Here is an 886-nt window from a genome sequence, read left to right as displayed (position 1 = left end):
CGGCAGCAATGCATGCGCGACGCAGCAGGCCGCCGTGCAGATGGCCGCGCAGGCGGCACCGGTCGAACCGCCCGTCGATCACCTGATCGTCAAGCTGAAGACGCTGACGGCCGCGCGTGCGATGGCCACCATCGACAACGGAACACGGCTCGACGCGGTGATCCAGCGCTCGATGACGCGCTGGACCGCGCCGGTGGCCGGTAGTGCACGCGCCTATGCGAGCACGGTTTCGCAACTGCCGCTCAACGTGCAGGTCGAACGGACGATCTCGAACGGCGCGGCCGTGCTGTCGCTCGGCCAGCGCATCGCGGCCACCGACGCGACCGCGCTCGCGCAGGCGTTCGCGGCCGATACCGACGTCGACTACGCAGAACCGGATCATCCGATGGCGATCCGCGACACGCCGAGCGACCCGCTCTACAGTCAGCAGTGGTACCTGTCCGACCCGACCGCCGGCATCGACATGTCGCCCGCGTGGAGCACGACCAAGGGTTCGCCGACCGTCGTCACGGCCGTGCTAGACACCGGCTATCGGCCGCATGCCGACCTCGTCGGCAACCTGCTGCCCGGCTACAGCTTCATCACCAACGTCAACACCAGCAACAACGGCCTGTCGCGCGGCCCTGACGCAACCGATCCGGGCGACTGGGTCACGCCGCAGGAACTCAGCACCGCCGGCGGCCCGTACTACCAATGCGCGACCCAGGCGAGCGACAGCAGCTGGCACGGCACGCGCGTGATGGGCGTGATCGGCGCGACCGCCAACAACGGCACCGGCATCGCGGGCATCTCGTGGCTCGGCCGGATCCTGCCGGTGCGCGTGCTCGGCAAATGCGGCGGCGTGACGAGCGACATCGCCGACGGGATGCGCTGGGCAGCCGGCATC

The 886-nt window shown here is 69.6% G+C and carries 1 protein-coding gene; it reads left to right on the top strand.

The annotated features are described in order from the left end of the window. The coding region (locus VL15_RS38960; RefSeq protein ID WP_048252210.1) for a S8 family serine peptidase at positions 1 to 886 on the top strand (886 nt) is incomplete at both ends.

This window comes from Burkholderia cepacia, from assembly GCF_001039005.1.
GTDB lineage: Bacteria > Pseudomonadota > Gammaproteobacteria > Burkholderiales > Burkholderiaceae > Burkholderia > Burkholderia theae.
This window is presented reverse-complemented; position numbering and strand designations above follow the sequence as displayed.